This window comes from Rhodophyticola porphyridii (assembly GCF_003688285.1).
In the GTDB taxonomy this organism is placed as follows: domain Bacteria; phylum Pseudomonadota; class Alphaproteobacteria; order Rhodobacterales; family Rhodobacteraceae; genus Rhodophyticola; species Rhodophyticola porphyridii.
Genome location: NZ_RCNT01000002.1, coordinates 226,426 through 243,856 on the forward strand (window position 1 = coordinate 226,426; position 17,431 = coordinate 243,856).

A 17,431-nucleotide genomic window follows, 5' to 3' on the forward strand; every position below is an offset into this window, starting at 1 on the left:
CCTGACCCGGCGGGAGGCGGTCTCATGAGCCTGTCGCTGACGCTTTCCTGCCTGTGGGTTCTGGCCGCCGCCGCCGTGGCGATGTTGCCGATGCGGCTGCAATACCTTCCCGGCGTCATGCTTCTGATCCTGTCGCTGCCGCTGATGGCCTTCGTGGCCTCGCAGCATGGGCTGCTGCTGGTTCTGCTGGTGGCTTTCGCGGTGCTGTCGATGTTCCGTCGCCCGCTGATCTACTTCCTGCGCAGAGCCGTGACACGGCTGAAAGGGGGTGCGTGATGCCGATTTCCCTGACACTGGCCTGTCTCTGGGCGGTGATCGCCTGCCTGATCGGCCTGGGGCCGCAGCGATACCACTGGCCGGCCGCTTGGGCGCTGATCGCAACGGGCATTCCGCTACTGGGCTTTGTGACCTGGCAACTGGGCCCGTGGTGGGGTTTGGGTGTGCTGGTCGCCGGGGCTTCGATCCTGCGCTGGCCGCTGATCTATCTGGGCCGTTGGGTCCGGCGAACCAGTGGTGGCCAATAGGCGTCCGCGCGGGGTTCAGCTTTACAAGACCTGCCGGTAGAGTGGCGCGGTGGAAGGGGCAGCGGCGATGGAACCTGACGTCATACTGATCATTGCGGGAACGGGGCTTGCATCGGCGGCTCTTGCCTTTGTTCTGGGCCGGTTCCTCTCGCCCCGGTTCGTCTATCTGTTATGGGCTTTCGTCGTGGCTTTCGCACTCTGGATCCTGATCGGCATGACTGCGCAGGTCGGCTGGGACGCGCTTGGATCGACGGTTGTGCTGGTATTCGTGGCGCTGCCCGCCATCGTCGGGGCGTTCGGCGGCGGGGTGCTGGGCATGCGGGCCCGCAAGGCGGCGCGGGCCGGGGGTGACGGATCGTGAGAGAACTGCCCGAGGTCAAGGGCCGGCTCAGCCGGGGGCGCCCGCTCGCCGATCTTACCTGGATGCGGGTGGGCGGCCCGGCGGATGTGCTCTTTCAACCGGCGGACGAGGAGGATCTGGCGCAGTTTCTGGCCGCGCTCGATCCGGACATGCCTGTGTTCCCCATGGGCCTCGGCTCCAACCTGATTGTCCGGGATGGCGGGCTTCGGGCCGTTGTCATCCGGCTGGGCCGGGGCTTCAACGGGATTGAAACCGGCGATGGTACGGTGATCGCCGGAGCGGCGGCGCTGGATGCCCATGTGGCGCGAAAGGCGGCGGAAGCCGGGCTGGACCTGACGTTTCTGCGCACCATTCCCGGTTCCGTCGGCGGGGCGCTGAAAATGAATGCGGGCTGCTATGGCGCCTATGTGGCGGATCATTTCCTGTCTGCCACGGCCGTCCTGCGCGACGGGACGCGTGTAAGGCTTGGCCCCGGCGACATCAACTTCGCCTATCGTCAGACCGATCTGCCCGATGGAGCGGTGATCACATCGGTCACCTTCCGGGCCGACCCCGGCGATCCCGCGATGCTGGCGGCGCGCATGGAAGACCAGCTTGCCAGGCGCGACGCGACGCAGCCCACACGGGACCGGAGCGCCGGATCGACCTTTCGCAACCCCGCCGGGTTCAGCTCTACCGGCCGGGCGGACGATACCCATGATCTGAAGGCGTGGAAGGTGATCGACGATGCCGGATTGCGGGGCGCCACGCGCGGCGGCGCGCAGATGAGCCCGAAGCATTCCAATTTCATGATCAATACCGGCGCCGCCACCGCCGCCGATCTGGAAGGATTGGGCGAGGAGGTTCGAAAAAAGGTTTTCCAACACAGTGGAATAGAGCTAGAATGGGAAATTATGCGTGTGGGAGAACCCGCAGGCGATAAACCACCGGATTAACCGGTGGAAAAGAACACCAAAACGGGCAGCCAAAAGCCCGGCGGTATATGAGGCACATGTTGGCGGTGAGTTCGGGCAGAACACTCCCCACAGTTGCGGTTTTGATGGGCGGCCCCTCTGCAGAACGGGAGGTGTCGTTGTCCACAGGGCGTGAATGCGCCGCTGCACTGCGTGGAGAGGGATTTCAGGTGACGGAGGTCGATGCCGGCCCCGACCTTCCCGCGCGTTTGGCCGAGATCAGGCCGGATGTCGCCTTCAATGCACTGCATGGCCGGTGGGGCGAGGATGGCTGCGTTCAGGGTCTGCTTGAATGGCTGCGCGTACCCTATACCCATTCCGGGGTTCTGGCCTCGGCGCTGGCGCTCGACAAGCAGCGCAGCAAGGATATGTACCGGGCCCATGACCTGCCCGTCGTCGACAGCGTGCTGGCGGCGAAGGCCGATGTCATGGCCGGTCACGTGATGGCCCCCCCTTACGTCGTGAAGCCCAACAACGAAGGCTCCTCGGTCGGGGTCTATCTGGTGCATGAGGCGGCCAACGGCCCGCCGAAACTGGCCGGCACGATGCCCGATGAAGTGATGGTGGAGACCTTCGTGCCGGGGCGCGAACTGACCACCACGGTGATGGATGACCGGCCGCTGACGGTGACCGATATCCTGACCGATGGCTGGTACGACTACGACGCGAAGTACAAGCCCGGCGGCTCCCGCCATGTGGTGCCCGCGGATCTGCCCGCGTCGGTCTTCGATGCCTGCATGCAAATGGCGCTCACGGCCCATATCGCGCTTGGATGCCGGGGGATCAGCCGGACGGATTTCCGCTGGGACGAGACGCGCGGCCTGGATGGTCTGATCCTGCTGGAGACCAACACCCAGCCCGGCATGACGCCCACATCGCTGACACCCGAACAGGGTCAGGCCGTCGGGATGAGTTTCGGCCAGATGTGCCGCTGGCTGGTGGAGGATGCGTCATGCGACCGCTGATTGCCCGCCGCGGCCCGGTTCTGACCCATCGCGACCCCGCGCCGTCGATCTGGTCCTACAGGTTCCAGAGGCTCTGGCTGACACCGCTGTTCCGGTCGCTCCTGCGGGTGGGGCTGCCGGCCTTCGCCCTTGTGATGGGCGTCGGGTGGTACCTGTCCGACCCGGCCCATTGGCGCGGTGTCTCCGATCAGGTCGCGGAACTGCGCCGCGAGATCGAGAACCGGCCGGAATTCCGGGTCAACCTGATGAATATCAACGGCGCAAGCCCGCAGCTTGCCGAAGATCTGCGCGCGGTGCTGGCACTTGATCTGCCGGTGTCCTCCTTCGATCTCGATCTCGCGGCGATGCGGGAAACCCTGGAACAGATCCCTGCGGTATCCCGTGCCGAGTTGCGGATCCAATCGGGCGGCTATCTTGCCGTCACGATCGAGGAGCGGGTGCCGGTCGTTGTCTGGCAGACCCGCGTCGAACCGGTGCTGCTGGACGGAGAGGGCAATTTTGTCGCCCGCCTGGTGGATCGGGAACTGGTTGCGCCCTTGCCGATGATCGCCGGTGAAGGCGCCGATCTGGCGGTGGCGGAGGCGCTGTCGCTCTTTGAAACCGCGGCCCCTTTGCGGGACAGGATGCGCGGGCTTGTGCGCATGGGCGAGCGGCGATGGGATGTGGTCCTGCGCGACGGGCGCCGCATCCTGTTGCCCGCAGACGAGCCGAGACCTGCGCTTGACCGGGTGCTGGCGCTGGATGACGCGCAGGACGTGCTGGAGCGCGCCGTTCTCAGGATCGACATGCGCAACCCGCAGCGCCCGAATATTCAACTCAGCCCTTATGCATTGACCGAGTTGCGTCGGATGCGGGGCGCAGACATCGGAGACGGGAACGGATGAGTATGCTGTACCAATCGCAGCGGGCCATGCGCGCCAAACGCCAGGAAGCCATGCGCCGCGGGGTAATGGCGATCCTTGATGTGGGCAGCCACAAGATCGCCTGTCTTGTGCTGCGCTTCGACAGCTCGGACGAATTTCGCCCGTCCGACGGGGTCGGCGCGATGGCGGGGCAATCCTCGTTCCGGGTGATCGGGGCGGCAACCACGCGGTCGCGCGGCGTGAAGTTCGGCGAGATCGAGACGATGCAGGAAACAGAACGCGCGATCCGGACGGCGGTTCAGGGCGCGCAGAAAATGGCCGCCTCCCGCGTGGATCATGTGATCGTCAGCTTTGCCGGCGCGCGCCCGCGATCCTACGGGCTGACCGGGGAGGTCAGCCTGCAGACAGGAACGGTCAGCGAATGCGATGTCGCCCGGGTTCTGGCCGCCTGCGATGTGCCGGATTTCGGCGAGGGCCGCGAGGTACTGCATGCGCAGCCGGTGAATTTCGCGCTCGATCACCGGACCGGGCTTAGCGATCCGCGCGGGCATGTGGGCAACCGGCTGTCCACGGATATGCATCTGCTGACCATCGACGCCCACGCGATCGAAAATCTGCTTTACTGCGTCAAACGCTGCGATCTGGAGTTGGCCGGCATCGCGTCGTCGTCCTATGTGGCCGGTGTGGCGAGCCTTGTGGAGGATGAGCAGGAACTGGGGGCGGCCTGCATAGATATGGGCGGCGGCTCGACCGGGCTGTCGATCTTCATCAAGAAACACATGATTTTCGCCGATACCGTGCGCATGGGGGGGGACCACGTCACCTCGGATATCAGTCAGGGGCTGCAGATTCCGATGCATGACGCGGAACGGCTGAAAACCCGCTTCGGCGGCGTCGTCGCCACCGGCATAGATGACCGGGAACGGATCGAACTCGAAGCCGATACCGGCGACTGGCACCACGACCGGCGCACGATTTCACGGGCCGAACTGATCGGCGTGATGCGACCCCGGGTGGAGGAAATCCTCGAAGAGGTGCGCGCCCGGCTGGACGCGGCCGGGTTCGACCATCTGCCAAGCCAGCGGATCGTTCTGACCGGCGGGGCCAGTCAGGTGCCCGGCCTCGATGCGCTGGCATCGAAGATTCTGGGCAATCAGGTACGGCTCGGACGACCGCTGCGCGTGCAGGGCCTGCCGCAATCGGCTTGCGGCCCCGCATTTTCCGCCTGTGTGGGCCTGTCGCTCTTCGCGGCTTACCCGCAGGACGAGTGGTGGGACTTCGAAGTGCCCGCCGATCGGTACCCCGCGCGCTCTCTGAAACGGGCGGTAAAATGGTTCCGCGACAACTGGTAACCGCAATATCCGGGGTGATCGGGCGAAATACCGCCTATCAGCCTCAAATTTGCCCTATATTTTGCGGTTTTCTGCCAGTTTTCGCGTGACGGAGGTTAATGAAAGCGTTAATCTCGCCTGAAAATGAGGCAGCACATGGCCAAACGGCAAAAGACCGGGGCCTATATCCATGAAAACAGGCGGACAGAGCTAATGACCTTGAATCTCACCATGCCGGATGATCAGCCGGACCTGAAACCTCGCATCACCGTATTCGGCGTGGGGGGCGCTGGCGGCAACGCGGTCAACAACATGATCGAGCAGTCGCTGGACGGGTGTGAGTTTGTGGTTGCCAATACCGACGCACAGGCGCTGGCTCAGTCGAACGCCACCGCGCGCATCCAGATGGGCGCCCGCGTGACCGAGGGTTTGGGCGCGGGTGCCCGGCCCGCCGTCGGTGCATCGGCCGCCGAGGAGTCGATCGAGGATATCGTCGATCACCTTGCGGGCGCGCATATGGCCTTCATTACCGCGGGCATGGGCGGCGGCACCGGAACGGGCGCGGCCCCGATCATCGCGCAGGCTGCGCGCGAACTTGGTGTGCTGACCGTGGGCGTGGTGACCAAGCCGTTTCAGTTCGAGGGCGCGAAACGCATGCGTCAGGCCGATGAGGGCATCGAGGCGCTGCAAAAGGTCGTCGATACGCTAATCATCATCCCGAACCAGAATCTGTTCCGCCTCGCCAACGAGAAAACAACCTTCACCGAAGCCTTCGCGATGGCCGATGACGTGCTCTATCAGGGCGTCAAGGGCGTGACCGATCTGATGGTGCGCCCGGGTCTGATCAACCTCGACTTCGCCGACGTCCGCGCCGTGATGAACGAGATGGGCAAGGCGATGATGGGCACCGGCGAGGCCGATGGCGAATCGCGCGCGGTTCAGGCCGCGGAGAAGGCGATTGCCAATCCGCTTCTCGACGAGATCAGCCTGCGGGGCGCACGCGGCGTTTTGATCAATATCACAGGCGGTTACGACCTGACCTTGTTCGAACTGGACGAGGCCGCGAACCGCATTCGCGAGGAAGTGGACCCCGAGGCGAACATCATCGTGGGATCGACCCTCGACACCGCTATGGAGGGCCGGATGCGGGTGAGTGTCGTGGCCACCGGCATCGACGCCGGCGAGGTCCAGCAGGATATTCCGATCACCACCCGCAGCCGTCTGCGTGAGCCGGTCGCCGCCGCCCCGGTGGACACGGACGAAGTGGAAACGCCGGATATCGCCGCCGTCGCGGCCGATGCTCAGCCCGAGCCGAGCCTTTTCTCCGATCTGGATGCAGGTCAGGCTTCCGATGGCTATGGTGAGGACGATGTGCCGGAGCCTGCCTATCAACCGCAGCCCGCCGCGGCACCGGCGTTCATGCGGCCCGCGGCTGCAGCGCCCGCTGTCGCGGCCGAGCCCGAAGCCGAGTTCGTCGCCCCGCGGCCCGTTTCGGCCAGCACCCCCTCGCCGGAAGCGCTGGCCCGTCTGCGCGCCGCGATCAACAAGGAAGCCCCCGGAGCACAGGCCCGCGCGGCCGAGACCGAGGGCAAACCGCGTTTCGGGATCAACTCCCTGATCAACCGGATGACCGGCCACGGAGAAGACCAGCCTGCGCCGGTCGAGCGGCGCCAGCCGCCGGTTGCCAGCCGTCCGGCACCTGAAGACGCCCATGTCGACCCCGATCAGGAGCGGATCGAAATCCCGGCCTTCCTGCGGCGTCAAGCCAACTAAACCATCACAACACCGCAAGAAAGGCCGGCCTCGCGCCGGCCTTTTTTCATTCCCGATCATGCGTTTAGCCTGAGTTGCCAATAAATGTGGCAGAATCTTGCCGATACTCACGGGCAATGTTGCAACCCGTCATAAAGGTTGAATTGTCTCTACCGCGCGCGCCCGATAGGCACCATTTTGAACCGGTTTGAGACGGAACCGGACATATGAGCAGACGTTGATCTTGGCTACCGATTGGTGAACCACGTGCAGGCAACCCTACGATCCTCCATCAGCTTTGCGGGCGTTGGCCTGCATACAGGCCATCCGGTTCGCATGACCGTCCGGCCTGCGGCTGCGCATTTCGGGATCTGGTTTCAGCGCACCGATATCCGGGATCGCGACAATCTCATCCCGGCGCGGTTCGATCTGGTGCCGGACAGCCGCCTGTGCACAAAGTTGCAGAACGAGGCCGGTGTGGAGGTGTCGACCATCGAACATCTGATGGCGGCGCTGGCCGGTTGCGGCATCCATAACGCGCTTGTGGAGATGGACGGCCCCGAGGTTCCGATCCTCGACGGGTCTGCGGCGCAGTTCGTGCGCGGCTTCCTGTCCCGCGGGATCCAGCATCAGGGCGCCCCGATCCACGCGATCGAGGTTCTGAAGACGGTCACGGTGACCGAAGGCGACGCGACGGCCACGATCAGCCCGGATATGGGCCTGACGATGAGTTTCACGATCGATTTCGCCGATGCGGCCATTGGCCGTCAGACCCGAGTGGCGAACCTTGCCAATGGTCGGTTCGTGCGCGAGCTTTGCGACAGCCGCACCTTCTGCCGTCAGGCGGATGTGGATGCAATGCAGGCAAACGGTCTTGCGCTCGGCGGCATCCCCGGTGAAAACGCGGTGGTTTTCGATGGCGACGAAGTGACCAGCCCCGGCGGCCTGCGCCATGCGGATGAAGCCGTGCGCCACAAGATGCTCGATGCGCTTGGCGATCTGGCGCTGGCAGGAGCCCCGCTTCTGGGCCGTTACGAAGGTGTCCGGGCCGGTCACATGCTGACCAACCGGTTGCTCAGAGTTCTCTTTTCGACCCCGGGCGCGACCCGTCTGGTCGAATGCTCGCCCGCTCAGGCGGCGCGTCTGCCCGGGGTCGGCGTCAATCCGACCGATCTGGCCTATGTCGCTTGAAGGGCGACTGCGCTGCATTCAGGCATTTTGCCCTCAGAATTAATGTGCTAGGACCATACATAGACAGGGCGGGCGCGCAAGCCTGCCGGAGACGGTGGACGGGGTTGCAGGCATGTTACGCGGGCTGAACAGCATCACAGGGCGCACAAGACTGAGCGTTGCGATGGTCTTGGTTCTTGTTCTTGGCGCATGCGGTGGTGGTGGCGGCCTATTCGGCGGAAACCGCAGCAACGACGTGCCGCTGGAAGAACTGGGCGCGCAGGAGATTTTCCAGCTGGCCGAGTTCGAGCTTTCGCGCGATGACCCAGAAGAGGCCGCGCGCCTGTTCACCGAGGTCGAACGCCTGCATCCCTATTCGGAATGGGCCAAACGTGCGCTGATCATGTCGGCCTTCGCCTACCATGCGGACGGCGACTACGAAAACGCCCGTGTCGCCGCACAACGCTATATCGATTTCTATCCAGCCGATGAGGATGCGGCCTATGCGCAGTATCTGCTGGCGCTCAGCTATTACGACCAGATCGATCAGGTCGGCCGCGACCAAGGCATCACCTTTCAGGCGCTTCAGGCCCTGCGCCTTGTGATCGAGCGCTATCCCGACAGCCCTTATGCGACCTCCGCGATCTTGAAATTCGATCTGGCTTTCGACCATCTGGCTGGCAAGGAAATGGAGATCGGGCGTTATTATCTGCGCCGCGGCCATTACACCGCCGCGATCAACCGCTTCCGCGTCGTCGTCGAGGAATTCCAGACCACCAGCCACACGCCCGAGGCGCTGCACCGCCTTGTGGAGGCCTATCTGTCGCTCGGACTCACCGATGATGCGCAGACCGCCGCGGCGATTCTGGGCTACAACTTCCAGTCTTCGCCGTTCTACGACGACAGTTTCCGCCTCCTCACGGGGCGTGATCTGAGCCCCGAGGCGGCCGGTGAAGGATGGTTGCGCGACATCTGGCGGCAGACGGTTCGCGGCGCTTGGCTTTAACCGGATTTGGGGCGTCTTGCCCCCGGCTTACGGACTGAAGGTGGATGCTGCGCCATCTCGACATTCGGGACATGCTGATCATCGACCGGCTGGAGCTTGCGTTCCAGCCGGGCCTGAATGTTCTGACCGGGGAAACCGGGGCGGGGAAATCCATTCTGCTGGACAGTCTGGGCTTCGTGCTCGGCTGGCGTGGGCGGGCGGATCTGGTGAGAACCGGCGCCGATCAGGGCGAGGTTGTCGCGGTGTTCGACCTTGCCCCCGGGCATCCCGCTTTCACGGTGCTGGAGGCGGCGGGGCTACCCGCAGGCGATGAGTTGATCCTGCGCCGGGTGAACACGCCCGAAGGTCGCAAGACGGCCTGGGTCAATGATCGCCGCGCCAGCGGTGATGTGCTGCGCGCGCTGAGCGATACTTTGGTGGAGCTGCACGGGCAGCAGGACGACCGCGGGCTTCTGGACCCGCGTCAGCATCGCGCGATGCTGGACGCCTATGGCGGGCTTGCCGATATGCGCGCCGAGGTCGCCGGGTTCTGGCGCGCGCGGTCGGCGGCGGAAAAATCCCTTGCCAAGGCCGAGGCGGCGCTGGCTGATATACAGGCGGAGGAGGAGTTCCTGCGTCATTCCGTGGCCGAACTCGACGCGCTGGATCCGCAACCGGGGGAGGATGCGGAACTGGACAGCAGGCGCCGCCTCATGCAGGGCGCGGAACGGATGCGCGCCGATCTCGCCAAGGCGTTGAGCGCGCTTGGACCGGATGGGGCGGAGGGTGCGATGGGGGATGCCGCGCGCTGGCTCGACGGGCTGGCCGGTCAGGCGGAGGGCGGGCTGGAAGAGCCGCTGGCCTCGATCGAACGCGCGCTGGTGGAACTGGGCGAGGCGCAGGCCGGGGTGGACCGCTTTGCCGAAACCCTGAATTTCAATCCCGCGGCCCTTGAAGAGACCGAAGAGCGGCTCTTTGCCTTGAGGGGGCTGGCCCGGAAACACGGGGTGGCGCCCGATGATCTCGGGGCCTTCGCTGCCGATCTGCAAAGCCGGCTGGCGGCACTTGACGGCGGCGCACATCAGATCGAGGGCCTGCGGATCGCGCTGGCCGATGTGACGGCGGAGTATGATCGCGCCGCGGCCGGGCTTTCCGATGCGCGCGCTGCGGCGGCGGTGCGGCTGGATGCGGATATGGCCGGCGAACTGGCCCCGTTGAAGATGGAACGGGCGGTTTTTTCCACCACGCTTGCCGAGGCGCCGGCGGGCCCCGACGGGGTGGATGCGGTGGCCTTTGTGGTGGCGACGAACCCCGGCGCGCCCGCAGGGCCGCTCAGCAAGATTGCATCGGGCGGGGAGTTGTCGCGCTTTCTGCTGGCGCTGAAAGTCTGCCTGACCCGCGAAGCGGAAGGCGTGACGATGATCTTCGACGAGATCGACAGGGGCGTCGGCGGCGCAACGGCGGATGCCGTGGGCAAACGTCTGGCAGCCTTGGCCGAGGGGGGGCAGGTGCTGGTCGTCACCCATTCGCCGCAGGTCGCCGCGCGCGGTGCGCATCACTGGCGCGTGGCCAAGGCGGTCCGTGGCGGCATCACCACATCCGAGGTCAGCCCGCTGGACGCCGACGCCCGCGTTGACGAGGTCGCAAGGATGCTGGCCGGCGACACGGTGACGGCCGCGGCCCGCGATGCGGCCCGGGCACTGCTTCAGGCGAGAGACGGCTGAAGAGGCCGCGTTGCAGATCCTGCTCAGGACCGGCGGTAATCCTGCGGGCGCAGGCCAGTGGCGGATGCAAGCTGCGTTTCCGCGCCCGGGACGATATCGGTATTCTGGGCGGAAAGAACACGCCAGCCGCGGGCGGTCTTTTCGGCCACGAATGACAGGATCGTGCTGCGCGCCGGGGCCTCCGCCCCGTCGGGTGTCAGTTGCCCGCTCAGCCGCATTCTGGCGTGAATGACCGCGACGCCTTCGCCGATCCTGCGGGTTTTCACCCGGCCAAGCACAAGTCTGCTTTGCGCAAAGAAACGCGTCAGCGCATAGTCATGGGCAGCTTCGATAGCGGCCCGATCCTCCCACCAGATGCCCACCACATTCACGAAATCGGCATCCGGGGCGAAGAGCGCGGCGAGCGCCCCGGCGTCCCGCGCCGCCCACGCGGCGACGAAGGCGGCAGGGATTTCCCCGGGGCTTTGGGGCAGGGCGGCCATGCGCTTGTGTCCTCCACGGGGTTTCCAGCTTCAAAGTCTTGTTTTACAACCAAGATAGGCCCGCCAGCAACGGATGACGTGCAAGGGCCCCCATACCCCCGCTGCGCCGCCGGACCCGGCGACACCGGTCAAACAGATCTATCCGGGTCCGCGATACGGGGATGGCCTCTTTGGCCCAGGACAGCCGCTCGGTTTTCAAGCATCAGCTCGACACTGTTGTCGCAACCTGTCGCGGTGGCTGGCAGGTCCTGCGCCAGAAGGGCCCCAGCCAGGTGCAATTCTGGTTCATCGCGCTGGCCATCGGGATCGCGGCGGGATTTGCGGCGCTGCTGTTCCGGATAGGGATCAGCGCGCTGCAAACGCGGCTTTACGGTGTAGAAGACGTGCGGATGCTGCATTCCTTCGCGGAAAGCCTGCCGTGGTACTGGATCTTGATGATCCCGGCGTTCGGCGGGCTGGTGGTCGGGCTGATCCTGCACTGGTTCACACCCGATGCGCGGGTCAGATCGGTGGCCGATGTGATCGAGGGGGCCGCGCTGGCCGATGGCAGGGTGGAGCAGAAAGCGGGGCTCGCCTCCGCGGCGGCCTCGCTGATCACCCTTGGCAGCGGCGGCTCCTCGGGGCGGGAGGGACCGGTCGTTCATCTGGCGGCCGTCATCTCCAGCCGTGTCTCCGACTGGATCAAGGCCGACGGGATCACCGGTCGCGATCTTCTGGGCTGCGCCGTGGCCGCCGCCGTCAGCGCGTCGTTCAATGCGCCCATCGCCGGTGCGATTTTCGCCCTTGAGGTTGTCCTGAGGCATTTCGCGGTTCACGCCTTCGCGCCCATCGTCATCGCCTCCGCCGCCGGTACGGTCATCAACCGGCTGGAATTCGGCGATGTGACCGAGTTCAGTCTTGGCCGCGACAGCAGCCTGCAGTTCTATGTCGAACTGCCGGCCTTTCTGATCCTCGGGCTGGTCTGCGGGATCATCGCGGTCGCGTTCATGCGGGCGATCTTCTGGGCCGAGGATATGGGCTCGCTGATCCAGCGTCTCGCGAACCTGCCGCGATGGCTGCGCCCGGCGGTGGCGGGCCTGATGCTTGGCGCCATCGCGATCTGGTTCCCGCATATCATCGGGGTCGGCTACGAGACGACCTCCGCCGCGCTGACCGGTGAATTGCTGCTTCACGAAGCAATCGTGTTTGCGATGATCAAAACCGCCGCGGTCGCGATCACTGTCGGCGGCCGGATGGGCGGCGGGGTCTTCTCGCCATCGTTGATGGTCGGGGCGCTGGCGGGGCTGGCGTTCGGCATCATCGCAACCGGGCTTCTGCCAAACGTCTCCGGATCGGAGACGTTGTATGCGCTGGCCGGGATGGGAGCGGTGGCTGCGGCGGTTCTGGGCGCGCCGATTTCGACCACGCTGATCGTGTTCGAGTTGACGGGCGACTGGCAAACGGGACTGGCCGTGATGGTTGCGGTCTCCATGTCCACCGCGCTCGCCTCGCGCCTTGTGGATCGCTCGTTTTTCCTGACGCAACTGGAACGGCGTAACATACATCTTGCAGCCGGGCCGCAGGCCTATCTTCTGTCGATGTTCCGCGTCGGCAAGGTCATGCGCCCGATGGATCACGAAAACGCCGCTCCCGAAGAGGCGTTGCTGACGCTGATCGATCAGGGCATTTTCACCGACACACATGCCACGCTGGAACGTGCTCTGCCGATCTTCGAGCGCACGGGGCTGGATTTCGTCCCGGTCGTGCAGCTGGCGCCGGGCGATGGCCCCCCTGCGCTGGAAGGGGCACTGTTCCACGTGGATGCGCTGAAGGCCTACAACCGCGCCCTCGCCGCGACCGCGGCAGAGGAACACAGCTGATACACGCGCCCGGCGCCCGGGTGCGGTCTAGAGTTGCTCCACCGTCACGCGGTCGGTGTAAAAGGCGATGTGATCCTTGATTTCGGCCACGTTGTCCTTGGGTGTCTCATAGCTCCAGGCGGCATTGGTCAGTTCTTCGGCGGTGGAGGTGACCGTGTAATGCGTCGCCTCACCCTTATGGGGGCAGGTGGTTGTCTTCGAGGTCTTCTCCAGAAAGGCCATACCGATATCGCCACGCGGGAAATAGATGACCGGAGCATAGCTGCCTTCGGCCAGTTCCAATGCCTGATCGCTTTCGCCGATGACGGCGCCGCCTGCGCGGACGACCCATTTGCCGGCGGCTTTTCGAATTGTGATGTGATCGGACATGATCTCCCCTCCCTCATGTGGCTTTGGTCAAGCGGCCCCTCCGGGGGCAAGCATGTGCCCCGGGCCTGTAACGATTTGATGTCAGAGCGGCGCGGTGGCCTTGGCCAGCCAGGCGGCGGCTTCTCCCTCCAGAAGCGGGCCAATCCGTGCGGCAACCTCGCCATGATAGGCGTTCAGCCAATCCAGTTCCAGTGCGCCAAGCTGACCCCGGTCAATAAGTCGCCGGTCGATGGGAACATAGCTCAGAGTTTCAAAATGCAACATCGGCCGGTCGTCGCCGCCGGGCAGGGGTGGGGCCTCGGCAACGACGACGAGGTTTTCGAGCCGGATGCCAAAGGCGCCGTCGCGGTAATAGCCAGGTTCGTTCGACAGGATCATGCCCGGCTCCAGCGTGACGGTGCCGTTGCGCGACAGCCGCTGCGGTCCTTCGTGAACGCCCAGATAGACGCCCACGCCGTGCCCCGTTCCATGGTCGAAATCGCGGCCCGCGGCCCAGAGAGGCGCCCGCGCCAGCGCGTCCAGATCGCGCCCGGTAAGCCCTTTCGGAAAGCGGGCCAGATGGATCGCGATCATCCCGCGCAGCACCTGGGTGAAGGCTTCGCATTCTTCCGCGCCGACCTTGCCCACCGGAAGTGTGCGGGTCACATCCGTGGTCCCGTCTTCGTATTGCGCCCCGCTGTCGATCAGGAACAGCTGGCCGGGCAGCACCGGCGCGTTGGTCTCCTCCGTCACGCGGTAATGGACGATCGCGCCATTCGGGCCCGCGCCTGCAATCGTGTCGAAGCTGATTTCCTTCAACGCGCCGGTTTCGGCACGGAACCCCTCCAGCGCGCGGGCAATGTCAATCTCGCTCAGGGTACCGGTGGGGGCGTTTTCATCGAACCAGTGCAGAAACCGCGCCATGGCCGCGCCGTCGCGCAGATGCGCCTGCGTGGTGGCGGCGATCTCGGCCGGGTTCTTGCGGGCCTTGGGCAAGAGGCACGGGTCGCTGTCCTGCGCACTCTCGCGGCCCGCCGCGTCCAGCGTCTGTTTCGCCGCAAATGGGGCCGAGGCCGGGTCCAGACGCACCGGCTGGGGCGCTTGCGCAAGGGCATCGCTCAATGCATCGGGCGGGTGCGCCGTCACTCCCTTCGGCAGATCCAGATCCACCAGCTTTTCCGCCGCAATGAAAAGATCCAGCGTTCCATTGGGATGAAGGAGCGCAAAGGCATGGACCAGCGGTGTATGGGCAACGTCCGCCCCCCGGATGTTCAGAAGCCAGCAGATACTGTCCGGCTGGGTCAGAAGCGCGCAGCCATGTCCCGCATCGTTCAGTGTTTCCGCGCATTCGGCGAGTTTCTGAACGGCGGTCTTGCCCGCGAACCGGTCCGGCCAGGCGCGCGCGGGGGCCAGAGGCGGGCCGGGCTGGTCAGGCCAGATGGCGTCGACCAGATTATCCCCGGGCCGCAGGCTGATCTGATGTGGGGACAGTGCGCCCTCCATCCGCTCGATCTCCGCCACCGTGTGCAGCCAGGGGTCGAAGCCGACCACGCCGCCCTTGGGCAGTTCAGCGATCAGCCAGTCTTCCAGCTTGGTCTCGGGCCAGTTCACCGGTGTGAAATGCGCCGTATCGGTCTGCGCCTTCACCTGAAGGCGATAGCGCCCGTCGACGAACACGCCCGCACGCTCGGGCAGAACGGCGCAGAACCCGGCCGAACCGGTGAACCCGGTCAGCCATGACAGGCGTTCGTCGCGCGGTGCAACATACTCGCCCTGATGGGCATCGGCGCGGGGGATCAGGAAACCCTGCAGACCCGCGCGCCCCATTTCCGCGCGCAGCTCGGCAAGGCGTGGCGGGCCCTGATCCGGGCGCGTCGTCGCGGTAAAAGACTGAAAGTTCTGCGCGGTGTCAGGCATCGGAGATCACGGTTCCCAGGTGAGATAAGACGGCAGAACCGTGCAGCGCGCCTTGCGGGACTGTGCCGCGCCGGGACCGCCGCTCAGGCTCGGTCCGGCGATATGATAGGTGAAACCGCCCCGGTGCAAGTCGTTTGATAGAAAAAACTCGCAAGCCGAATTCCCGTGTTTCGGTTTCCGCAGCTTTACGGTCAGGCATGGCCTCCATGGGCAAAACAAAGGCGGGAGGTGCCGGATGTCCCGCGATCCGCTCGGCGCAAGGTGCAGCGTCATGACGCCCGTTTGATGCCCATGACCCGTGCCCGCGCGCGGGGGTCTGCATCGAAGAGGGATGCCAGTTGCTCCGTCATTGCGCCCGCCAGCTGTTCCACATCGGTGATGGTCACGGCGCGATTGTAATAGCGGGTCACGTCATGACCGATGCCTATGGCAAGCAATTCGACAGCCCGGCGTTTTTCCACCATGGCGATCACGTCCCGCAGATGTTTTTCCAGATAATTCGCGGGGTTAACCGACAAGGTTGAATCATCCACCGGGGCCCCGTCCGAGATCACCATGAGGATCTTGCGCGCCTCCGGGCGGGCCGTCATGCGCCGATGCGCCCATTCCAGTGCCTCGCCGTCGATATTTTCCTTCAGCAGACCCTCTTTCATCATCAGGCCAAGATTGTCGCGGGTCCGGCGCATGGGCGCGTCCGCTTTCTTGTAGATGATATGGCGCAGGTCGTTCAGGCGCCCGGGTTGCTGAGCGCGGCCCTGTGCCAGCCAGTCCTCTCGCGCGCGCCCACCCTTCCACGCTCGCGTGGTGAAGCCAAGGATCTCGACCTTCACGCCGCAGCGTTCCAGCGTACGCGACAGGACATCGGCACAGATCGCCGCGATGGAGATCGGACGCCCACGCATGGACCCGGAATTGTCCAGCAGCAGCGTGACCACTGTGTCGCGGAACTCGGTATCCTTTTCCCGCTTGAAGCTGAGCGGCGTGGTCGGGTTCGCCACAACGCGCGCCAGACGGCCCGCATCCAGCGTGCCTTCCTCCAGATCGAACTCCCAGCTTCGGTTCTGTTGCGCCTGCAACCGCCGCTGCAACTTGTTCGCCAGACGGCTGACCGCGCCTTTCAGCGGTTCGAGCTGCTGATCCAGATAGGCGCGGAGGCGTTCCAGCTCCTGCGGTTCGGCAAGTTCTTCGGCGGGAATCTCCTCGTCGTATTCCGTAGAAAAAACTGTGTAATTCGGGTCGGCTTCGGAATGCGGGGCAGGGGGCGGGGGCTCCAGCGGGGCCTCGCCATCGGGCAGTTCCTGCTCCTCCGCTTCTTCCATCTCGCCGGCATCATCCATCTCGACCTGGGCCTGCGCGGCGTCCTGCTGATCCTCCTGCGACCGCTCGGGCGCGGCCTCGCTGTCCTGCTCGTCGTCGTCATCCGCGTCGCCGGTGGAATCGGGCTGTTCCTCTTCCTCTTCGGAGGCGCTGTCCTCGTTTTCCGGGTCGGTTTCGTCGGGATCGTCGCCCAACTGATCGCCATAGCCCAGATCGTCGATCAACTGCCGGGCAAGCCGGGCGAATTTGGTCTGGTCGGAGAGTACGGTTTCGAGGTTTTCAAGCGTTGCGTCGCACCGCTCCTCGATGAATCCGCGCCAGAGTTCCATCACATTTGCCGCTTCCGGCGGCAAGTCGCGACCCGTGGCCAGATGCCGGATCAGATAGCCCGCGGCGGTGGCCAGCGGCGCGTCCGCCGCCTGCCGGATCTCGCCGTAGCCCTTGCGCCGCGCGTCATTGCCGATCTTGGCGTCGATATTCGTGGCGGTCCCGGGCATGTCGCGCGCGCCCACGGCCTCGCATCGCGCGCCTTCCATCGCCTCCATCAGATCGCGGGCCATCTGACCCTGCGGCGCATAGCGCGTCGCGGTGGCGACATCATGGTATTTGTGCCGGAGCGCCAGTGCATCCGCAGTGCCGCGGGCCAGAAGGATCTCGTCTGCGGTCATCCGGCGGCTGATCTGCGGCAGGCGCAGGCTGTCAGCGGTGGCGCCGGGCGGATCGACCGAATAGGTGACGGCGAGCTCCGGATCATCGGCAAGCACGCGGGTCGCCTCGGCGAGGGCCTTCTTGAACGGCTCGGTGGGGTTGTCGGCGGGAGGTTTGCTCATGAGGGGAAGATGGGCCAGATCGGGGGCGGAGGCAAGAGAGGGCGGCGCGG

At 65.2% G+C, this 17,431-nt stretch carries 16 protein-coding genes; 12 read left to right on the forward strand and 4 right to left on the reverse strand.

Going from position 1 to position 17,431, the window contains the following annotated elements:
- The first annotated feature begins 24 nt into the window (after positions 1 to 24).
- From D9R08_RS05670 to recN, 11 genes are all read left to right on the forward strand, one after another.
- Complete coding sequence (locus D9R08_RS05670; RefSeq protein WP_121897056.1) at positions 25 to 276, forward strand: DUF2484 family protein; 252 nt, start codon at positions 25 to 27, stop codon at positions 274 to 276.
- Entirely contained in the window at positions 276 to 524 is a 249-nt protein-coding gene (locus tag D9R08_RS05675; RefSeq protein ID WP_121897279.1) for a DUF2484 family protein, read from the forward strand. Before D9R08_RS05670 ends, D9R08_RS05675 begins: the two co-directional genes overlap by 1 nt.
- Before the next feature lie 67 nt (positions 525 to 591).
- Positions 592 to 885, forward strand: coding sequence for a hypothetical protein (locus D9R08_RS05680; protein ID WP_121897057.1), 294 nt, complete (start codon positions 592 to 594; stop codon positions 883 to 885).
- Positions 882 to 1,820, forward strand: coding sequence for a UDP-N-acetylmuramate dehydrogenase (murB, locus tag D9R08_RS05685; protein ID WP_121897058.1), 939 nt, complete (start codon positions 882 to 884; stop codon positions 1,818 to 1,820). Before D9R08_RS05680 ends, murB begins: the two co-directional genes overlap by 4 nt.
- A 56-nt stretch (positions 1,821 to 1,876) precedes the next feature.
- Complete coding sequence (locus D9R08_RS05690) at positions 1,877 to 2,803, forward strand: D-alanine--D-alanine ligase (RefSeq protein WP_121897059.1); 927 nt, start codon at positions 1,877 to 1,879, stop codon at positions 2,801 to 2,803.
- Entirely contained in the window at positions 2,791 to 3,687 is an 897-nt protein-coding gene (locus D9R08_RS05695; protein ID WP_121897060.1) for a cell division protein FtsQ/DivIB, read from the forward strand. The genes D9R08_RS05690 and D9R08_RS05695 overlap by 13 nt, the downstream gene beginning before the upstream one ends.
- Positions 3,684 to 5,018, forward strand: coding sequence for a cell division protein FtsA (ftsA, locus tag D9R08_RS05700; RefSeq protein WP_121897061.1), 1,335 nt, complete (start codon positions 3,684 to 3,686; stop codon positions 5,016 to 5,018). Before D9R08_RS05695 ends, ftsA begins: the two co-directional genes overlap by 4 nt.
- Before the next feature lie 192 nt (positions 5,019 to 5,210).
- Entirely contained in the window at positions 5,211 to 6,770 is a 1,560-nt protein-coding gene (gene ftsZ / locus D9R08_RS05705) for a cell division protein FtsZ (RefSeq protein ID WP_121897280.1), read from the forward strand.
- A 246-nt stretch (positions 6,771 to 7,016) separates the two neighbouring features.
- Entirely contained in the window at positions 7,017 to 7,940 is a 924-nt protein-coding gene (gene lpxC, locus D9R08_RS05710) for a UDP-3-O-acyl-N-acetylglucosamine deacetylase (RefSeq protein WP_121897281.1), read from the forward strand.
- Between the two features lie 112 nt (positions 7,941 to 8,052).
- Entirely contained in the window at positions 8,053 to 8,925 is an 873-nt protein-coding gene (locus D9R08_RS05715) for an outer membrane protein assembly factor BamD (protein ID WP_199709265.1), read from the forward strand.
- Between the two features lie 44 nt (positions 8,926 to 8,969).
- Positions 8,970 to 10,628 carry a DNA repair protein RecN gene (recN, locus tag D9R08_RS05720; protein ID WP_121897063.1) on the forward strand — a complete coding sequence of 553 codons (1,659 nt, stop codon included), beginning with the start codon at positions 8,970 to 8,972 and terminating at the stop codon, positions 10,626 to 10,628.
- Positions 10,629 to 10,651: 23 nt separating this feature from the next.
- Here the strand turns inward: recN and D9R08_RS05725 are convergent, their stop codons facing one another.
- Positions 10,652 to 11,110, reverse strand: a complete 459-nt coding sequence (locus D9R08_RS05725; RefSeq protein ID WP_121897064.1) for an SgcJ/EcaC family oxidoreductase — start codon at positions 11,108 to 11,110, stop codon at positions 10,652 to 10,654.
- A 170-nt stretch (positions 11,111 to 11,280) separates the two neighbouring features.
- Here D9R08_RS05725 and D9R08_RS05730 point away from each other — a divergent pair, with 170 nt between their 5' ends.
- Entirely contained in the window at positions 11,281 to 12,969 is a 1,689-nt protein-coding gene (locus D9R08_RS05730; RefSeq protein ID WP_121897282.1) for a chloride channel protein, read from the forward strand.
- Between the two features lie 27 nt (positions 12,970 to 12,996).
- Here the strand turns inward: D9R08_RS05730 and D9R08_RS05735 are convergent, their stop codons facing one another.
- From D9R08_RS05735 to cobT, 3 genes are all read right to left on the reverse strand, one after another.
- Positions 12,997 to 13,338 (reverse strand): DUF427 domain-containing protein, encoded by a 342-nt coding sequence (locus tag D9R08_RS05735; protein ID WP_121897065.1) that lies wholly within the window; start codon positions 13,336 to 13,338, stop codon positions 12,997 to 12,999.
- 81 nt (positions 13,339 to 13,419) lie between these two features.
- Entirely contained in the window at positions 13,420 to 15,234 is a 1,815-nt protein-coding gene (locus D9R08_RS05740; protein WP_121897066.1) for an aminopeptidase P family protein, read from the reverse strand.
- A gap of 269 nt (positions 15,235 to 15,503) precedes the next feature.
- Positions 15,504 to 17,381 carry a cobaltochelatase subunit CobT gene (gene cobT / locus D9R08_RS05745; RefSeq protein WP_121897067.1) on the reverse strand — a complete coding sequence of 626 codons (1,878 nt, stop codon included), beginning with the start codon at positions 17,379 to 17,381 and terminating at the stop codon, positions 15,504 to 15,506.
- Positions 17,382 to 17,431: the final 50 nt, after the last annotated feature.

Excerpts from the sequence above, each read along its gene's own strand:
- ftsA (WP_121897061.1), top strand. The coding sequence starts at position 3,684 with ATGAGTATGCTGTACCAATCGCAGCGGGCCATGCGCGCCAAACGCCAG.
- D9R08_RS05675 (WP_121897279.1), top strand. The coding sequence starts at position 276 with ATGCCGATTTCCCTGACACTGGCCTGTCTCTGGGCGGTGATCGCCTGC.
- D9R08_RS05680 (WP_121897057.1), top strand. The coding sequence starts at position 592 with ATGGAACCTGACGTCATACTGATCATTGCGGGAACGGGGCTTGCATCG.
- cobT (WP_121897067.1), bottom strand. The coding sequence starts at position 17,381 with ATGAGCAAACCTCCCGCCGACAACCCCACCGAGCCGTTCAAGAAGGCC.
- recN (WP_121897063.1), top strand. The coding sequence starts at position 8,970 with ATGCTGCGCCATCTCGACATTCGGGACATGCTGATCATCGACCGGCTG.
- D9R08_RS05740 (WP_121897066.1), bottom strand. The coding sequence starts at position 15,234 with ATGCCTGACACCGCGCAGAACTTTCAGTCTTTTACCGCGACGACGCGC.
- D9R08_RS05690 (WP_121897059.1), top strand. The coding sequence starts at position 1,877 with ATGTTGGCGGTGAGTTCGGGCAGAACACTCCCCACAGTTGCGGTTTTG.
- D9R08_RS05715 (WP_199709265.1), top strand. The coding sequence starts at position 8,053 with ATGTTACGCGGGCTGAACAGCATCACAGGGCGCACAAGACTGAGCGTT.
- D9R08_RS05735 (WP_121897065.1), bottom strand. The coding sequence starts at position 13,338 with ATGTCCGATCACATCACAATTCGAAAAGCCGCCGGCAAATGGGTCGTC.
- ftsZ (WP_121897280.1), top strand. The coding sequence starts at position 5,211 with ATGACCTTGAATCTCACCATGCCGGATGATCAGCCGGACCTGAAACCT.
- D9R08_RS05670 (WP_121897056.1), top strand. The coding sequence starts at position 25 with ATGAGCCTGTCGCTGACGCTTTCCTGCCTGTGGGTTCTGGCCGCCGCC.
- D9R08_RS05725 (WP_121897064.1), bottom strand. The coding sequence starts at position 11,110 with ATGGCCGCCCTGCCCCAAAGCCCCGGGGAAATCCCTGCCGCCTTCGTC.
- D9R08_RS05695 (WP_121897060.1), top strand. The coding sequence starts at position 2,791 with ATGCGACCGCTGATTGCCCGCCGCGGCCCGGTTCTGACCCATCGCGAC.